This window comes from Streptococcus agalactiae ATCC 13813 (assembly GCF_000186445.1).
GTDB classification, from domain to species: domain Bacteria; phylum Bacillota; class Bacilli; order Lactobacillales; family Streptococcaceae; genus Streptococcus; species Streptococcus agalactiae.
In genome coordinates, this window is the sequence record NZ_GL636070.1 from 658483 (window position 1) to 665044 (window position 6562).

Consider the following 6562-nt stretch of genomic DNA (forward strand, 5'->3'; position numbering starts at 1 on the left):
CAGATTTTTTAAAATGATTTATAGATTGCAGTAAGGTGTGATTAAACTAAGATATAAACACTTTTTAAAAATTATTTTATAACAGCTGTGGATTGAAAATATACATTTTTCTTCTAGGTTTAAAGGAGCGTAACAATCATATTTATAGTATAAAAATAAAGTTTAAAATGCCTTCTTATAAAAAAATATACATTATATTTTTTCCTGTTGACAAGGTGTATAATTTCTGATATATTTATTTTTGCTTAATTTATTGTTAATATTTATATAAATTAATGTTTAATTAATAGAGGTGAGTGATGAACGAAGTTCTTAGACAGGAAAAAAAATATTTAATATCACTTGAAGATTACTATCTTTTATCTAAGAAATTTTCCCAAGTAATGACGCTCGATTCGCATAGTTCAGATGATGGCTATACTATCCGTTCGCTATACTTTGATTCTTTAGAAGATGTTGATTGGCAAGAAAAGGAAGATGGTGTTGAGATACGAAGAAAGATTCGTTTGCGCAATTATGGTAGTCAAAGCAATTTTGCGAAATTAGAAATGAAACAAAAACAAGGTGCTAATCAAAAAAAGCGCTCTCTAAAATTAAGCAAGACAGATGCTCAAGCGCTGATTAATGGTAACAATAGTATTTTATTAAATTATCCGGATACATTTGCTGCGGAGTGTTATTCAAGGATAACAACGCAACTTTATCAACCTAAAACGGTTATTGAGTACCAAAGAAAAGCTTTTGTTGCTAAGGAAAACAATATCCGAATCACCTTTGACCACCATATAATAGGTACAGAGGCTAGTTATGATATTTTCTCAGAGGATTTAAATCAAAATTATTTATTAGATCCTTACCTTGTTATTTTAGAAGTTAAATATAATGGATTTTTATTGTCTTATATTAAAGAACTCTTAGATTCGGTAGATAGAAGTGAACTTTCAGCGAGTAAGTATTGTTTAGGAAGAGCTGTTAGTAAACATTACCGTTTTTAGTGAAAAAGTATATACGTTAATTATTATTAAATGTGAGAGGATAACAAAAAAATGAAAGACCTATTACGAAATAGTCTAGAGCAAAGTGGAAATTTAAGTTTTCAAGATATGATTTTACATATTCTTGTAGCAGCTTTATTGAGTGTAGTTATTTATGTTTCCTATGCTTATACGCATAGTGGAACTGCTTATAGTAAAAAGTTTAATGTTTCATTAATGACATTGACGGTCTTGACTGCAACAGTAATGACCGTTATTGGTAATAATGTAGCCTTGTCATTGGGTATGGTCGGTGCCTTGTCAGTTGTTCGTTTTAGGACAGCCATAAAAGATTCAAGAGATACAGTTTATATTTTTTGGACCATAGTTGTTGGTATCTGTTGTGGTGTCGGTGACTATGTGGTAGCGGCGTTAGGAAGTAGCGTTATCTTTATCTTATTATGGGTTATGGGACGTGTTAAAAACGAGAATCGTATGTTATTGATTGTGAAGTGCGATAGAACACTAGAAGTTGATTTAGAAGGAATTTTCTTCCAATATTTTGACGGAAAAGCTGTTCAGCGTGTTAAAAATTCAACAACTAATACTATTGAAATGATTTTCGAAATCTCTAGAAAAGATTATGATAAGCAACACCATGTAGATAATCAGTTAACTGAAAAAGTGTACCAATTGGGAAATATTGATTATTTCAACATTGTTAGCCAAAGCGACGAAATCAATGGGTAGACTTATGAGAGGGAAGGTTATTTACGGCACAACCCTTATAGGTCTTTTTCTATTCTTATTTTTCTATTTTTGGATTCCTAAGCATCACATCGAAAGAATACATCATCATCGTATAAAGCAGGTAGATGCGAAGAGTGATTTAACAGGATTTAAAACCCATTTGCCCATTATCAGCATTGATACAAAGCAACAAGCTATTCCTCTTGTTACAAAAGAAGGCGGAAAATATGTCAAAGCTAGGGATAATATTAATGTTGATATCGAATTACGGGATTCTCCAAGTAGATCACATCATTTATCAGAAAAGCCGAGAATTAGGACAAAAGGGTTAATATCATATAGAGGAAATTCCTCTCGTTACTTTGATAAGAAGTCATTGAAAGTTAAGTTTGTTACTAATAAGTTAAAGGAAAAGAAGCATCGGTTAGCAGGAATGCCTAAAGAATCGGAGTGGGTATTGCATGGTCCCTTTCTAGACAGAACATTATTAAGAAATTATCTGAGTTATAATATTGCCGGTGAGATTATGTCCTATACTCCAAACGTTCGCTACTGTGAGTTATTTGTCAATGGTGAGTATCAGGGAGTATATCTAGCAGTTGAGAATATCGAACAAGGTGAGCAACGAGTTCCCATTGAAAAAAGTGATAAAAAGTTGCATAAAACACCTTATATCGTTGCTTGGGATCGTGAACATAAGGCAAAGCAAAAGTTAGATAACTATGTACATTATACACACCAGTCTGGTATCTCAGCTCTTGATGTGAAATATCCAGGTAAACAAAGATTGACATCAAAACAATTAGAGTTTATTAATAAGGACATCAATCATATTGAAAAAGTCCTTTATTCTTATGATTTTTCACAATATCCTAAATATATTGATAGAGAATCATTTGCAAATTATTTTGTCATCAATGAATTTTTTAGAAATGTGGATGCGGGTAAATTTTCAACCTATCTATATAAAGATCTTCGTGATAGAGCAAAACTAGTAGTTTGGGATTTTAATAATGCTTTTGATAATCAAATTGAAGGACGTGTTGATGAGGCAGATTTTACCTTGACGGATGCACCGTGGTTCAATATGCTCATTAAGGACAAAGCATTTATAGACCTGGTTGTTCATCGCTATAAAGAATTACGAAAGGGAGTTCTAGCGACAGAATATTTATCTAATTACATCGACGAGACAAGGCATTTTTTAGGTCCAGCTATTGATCGAAATTATAAAAAATGGGGCTATGTCTTTGATTTAAAGAATACTGATCCAAGGAATTATTTGCTTCCTACTGAACGCAATGTGACAAGTTATCACAAATCAGTAGAACAATTAAAAGATTTTATCAAAAAGCGTGGCAGATGGATGGATAGAAATATTGAGACCTTGTATCAATATAGTGCACCATCGAAAAATACTAATACTTTACTGGAGTAGAACATTATGAAAAAATATCTAAGTATTGTAGCCCTTTTAACTATTTTGTTTAGCTCTATTTATTATTTGTATTACTTTGATGGTAGTTTGTATTTACCAAAGGGCTTATTAAAAGAAAATACAAGAACTAACTTTGTTGTTAAAGGTGATACTGTACTTCACAAGCCCACCAATAAACCTTTTGTTGTTAAAGGAGTAGACGTTGAGTCTTCCTTAGCGGGTTATCATCACAACGATTTTCCTATTACTCAAAAAACGTATCGTGAATGGTTCCATTTAATTTCCAACATGGGGGCAAATACTGTAAGAGTCAAGGTACCGATGAATGTTGCATTTTACGATGCCTTATATCACCACAACAAAGCATCAAAGAGGCCGTTGTATTTGTTGCAAGGAATACGTATAGATTCTTATCGCAATAATGCTTCTATAACAGCTTTTAATGATAATTATAGGGGGTATTTAAAACGAGAAGCAAAAGGCGTTGTGGATATTCTCCATGGGCGTAAGCAAGTATGGAATACTGATTTTGGTAGCCGTCATTATCATTATGATCTTAGTCCTTGGGTACTTGGTTATGTCGTAGGGGATGATTGGAATAGTGGTACTGTCGCTTATACTAATCATCAAGAGAAAAAAACGCAATATAAAGGACGTTATTTTAAAACTTCTGCGGCAGCTAATCCATTTGAGGTCATGCTAGCTCAAGTTATGGATGAATTGACACATTATGAGACAGCTAAATATGGTTGGCAACATTTGATTAGTTTTTCAAACTCACCAACAACAGACCCTTTTCGTTATAGAAAACCATTTGAGGCACAGGCTCCTAAATACGTACAACTAAATGTAGAAAATATTCAAGCTAATTCGAATGTTAAAGCAGGTATGTTTGCAGCATATAAAGCTATTGATTTCCATCCTCGATACAAGGATTATCTATTATTTGATAAAGAGAATATCAGTAAAGAAGATAGACAAAAGATTAAAGAACTTTCTTTGTCACAGGGATACGTTAAACTGCTAAATGCTTATCACAAAATCCCTGTTCTAGTCACGGGTTATGGCTATTCGACAGCGAGAGGTATTGCCCAAAAAGAAATTGATAAACTTCCTCTGCCGATTAATGAAAAAGAACAAGGTCAGCGTTTACTAGAAGATTATGAATCTTTTATATCATCCGGTAGTTTTGGGGCGACTATCAATGCATGGCAAGACGATTGGAATGCAAGGGCGTGGAATACATCCTTCGCCACAAATAAACATAGTCAATTCCTATGGGGGGATGCACAAGTATTTAATCAAGGTTATGGTTTATTAGGCTTTAAAAACGCAAAACATCATTATCAGGTTGATGGTAAAAGAGGCAAAGGAGAGTGGAAACATCCTCTGATGACTAGTGCAACAGGAGATGACTTATATGCTAGCAGTGATGAAAGCTACCTCTACCTTGCGATTAAAACCAAACCTGAAAAACTAAAAGAAAAACGATTATTACCAATAGACATTACACCAAAATCTGGTAGTAGAAAAATGAATGGTAGTAAGGTCACATTTTCTAAATCTAGTGACTTTGTATTGTCTATTGATCCAAATGGCAAGTCTGAATTATTTGTCCAAGAGCGCTATAATGCCTTAAAAGCGAACTATCTTCGACAGCTTAACGGTAAAGATTTTTATGCTTTCCCACCAAAGAAGAACAGTAGTAATTTTGAGCAGATCAATATGGTATTGAGAAATACAAAGATTGTTGAAGACATGGAAAAAGTAAAAGCAACAGAGAGGTTCTTACCAACTCATCCTACTGGTCTTCTCAAAACAGGAACAACTGATAGGCACCAAAAAACATTTGATTCACAAACAGATATTTCGTTTGGAAAGGACTTTATAGAGGTCAGAATTCCGTGGCAGTTGTTGAATTTTTCTGATCCATCATCTCAAAAAATTCACGATGATTACTTTAAACATTATGGTGTGAAGGAGTTAGAAATTGAGAGCATTGCTTTAGGATTAGGTGCTAATAGCAAAGAAAACACACTGATAAAGATGGCAGATTATCGTTTGAAAAATTGGGAGAGACCCGATACTAAAACCTTTTTAAAAGACTCCTATTATAGTATTAAGAAAGAATGGTCTAAAGAAAGAGAGAGAACATATGGTACATAACATTTTATATTTTTACATTTTGATTTGCTTAGCAATTATTGTTTTTAACATTCACTATATCTTAAGACAACGATTAGATAAGCTTAGTTGGCTTCGTATTCGGAAAAAGGATATAAATATCAAATAAAGGGGATTTTCTATGGCATTATTTTTTACCTTCCTAAAGGTATCTCAAGTCATTTTCTTAGTATTATTGATTGCCTATGCCAGTTTTTTAGTGATTTCATTAGTCATTGGAGGTGTTCATCTCTATGAAAAAAATGAGCGCAAAAAAAGTTTAACTAGAAATAAAGAAAAAATTCCAATTTCAATTATTGTACCAGCCTATAATGAATCAACAACCATTGTGAGTTCGATTGATTCGTTATTGCACCTTGATTATGAAGCGTATGAAATTATCGTTGTGGATGACGGTTCCAGTGACAATACTTCAGATGTTCTCAAGGAAGAGTTTGCATTAATGAAAATCTCGAATACGATTGATTCAATTATTGCTACTCAAACTTGTAAAGATGTCTTTCAGAGACAGGTTGGTAAGGTTAAACTGACACTCATTGTTAAAGAAAATGGTGGCAAAGGGGATGCCTTAAATATGGGGATCAATGCTGCTAATTACGATTATTTTCTATGTCTAGATGCAGATTCTATGTTGCAGGTAGATTCTTTGAGTCAAATTAGCAAATCCATACAGGTAGATCCGACAGTTATAGCAGTGGGAGGGCTCGTCCAAGTTGCCCAGGGTGTTAAGATTGAGCAGGGGAAAGTAGCATCTTATCGTTTGCCTTGGAGAATTATTCCTTGTGCACAAGCACTTGAGTATGATTCATCATTTTTAGGAGCTCGAATCTTTTTAGACTATTTAAGAGCTAATTTAATTATTTCGGGGGCTTTCGGTCTTTTTAAGAAAGACCTTGTTAAAGCGGTGGGAGGATATGACACCCAGACTCTAGGAGAAGATATGGAGTTGGTGATGAAATTACATTTCTTCTGTCGTAATAATAATATTCCCTATCGTATTTGTTATGAAACAGATGCTGTTTGTTGGAGCCAAGCACCAACGAATTTAGGGGATTTACGTAAACAGAGACGCCGATGGTATCTTGGCTTGTACCAATGTTTAAAAAAATATAAAAGTATTTTTGCCAATTATCGCTTTGGAGCTGTAGGATCAATTTCTTATATTTACTATATTTTATTTGAATTACTGACCCCTTTTATAGAATGTTTTGGTATT

5 protein-coding genes are annotated in these 6562 nt (G+C 33.5%); all 5 read left to right on the forward strand.

The window, feature by feature from the left end; all coding sequences use genetic code 11:
- Nucleotides 1-299 precede the first annotated feature (299 nt).
- A complete protein-coding gene (locus HMPREF9171_RS109840) occupies nt 300-995 on the forward strand; it encodes a polyphosphate polymerase domain-containing protein (protein ID WP_001006713.1) in 696 nt (231 codons plus the stop codon).
- A 51-nt stretch (nt 996-1046) separates the two neighbouring features.
- Nucleotides 1047-1724, forward strand: a complete 678-nt coding sequence (locus HMPREF9171_RS109835) for a DUF4956 domain-containing protein (protein ID WP_000654036.1) — start codon at nt 1047-1049, stop codon at nt 1722-1724.
- Nucleotides 1717-3162 (forward strand): CotH kinase family protein, encoded by a 1446-nt coding sequence (locus tag HMPREF9171_RS109830; RefSeq protein ID WP_000533124.1) that lies wholly within the window; start codon nt 1717-1719, stop codon nt 3160-3162. Before HMPREF9171_RS109835 ends, HMPREF9171_RS109830 begins: the two co-directional genes overlap by 8 nt.
- A 6-nt stretch (nt 3163-3168) precedes the next feature.
- On the forward strand, nt 3169-5328 hold the full coding sequence (locus tag HMPREF9171_RS109825; protein WP_000760423.1) for a hypothetical protein: 2160 nt from the start codon (nt 3169-3171) through the stop codon (nt 5326-5328).
- Nucleotides 5329-5467: 139 nt separating this feature from the next.
- Nucleotides 5468-6562 (forward strand): glycosyltransferase family 2 protein (locus HMPREF9171_RS109820; RefSeq protein WP_001173122.1); only part of this gene is annotated, 1095 nt, incomplete at its 3' end.

Coding starts and splice junctions, on each gene's coding strand:
- HMPREF9171_RS109840 (WP_001006713.1), top strand. CDS start 300: ATGAACGAAGTTCTTAGACAGGAAAAAAAATATTTAATATCACTTGAA.
- HMPREF9171_RS109835 (WP_000654036.1), top strand. CDS start 1,047: ATGAAAGACCTATTACGAAATAGTCTAGAGCAAAGTGGAAATTTAAGT.
- HMPREF9171_RS109830 (WP_000533124.1), top strand. CDS start 1,717: ATGGGTAGACTTATGAGAGGGAAGGTTATTTACGGCACAACCCTTATA.
- HMPREF9171_RS109825 (WP_000760423.1), top strand. CDS start 3,169: ATGAAAAAATATCTAAGTATTGTAGCCCTTTTAACTATTTTGTTTAGC.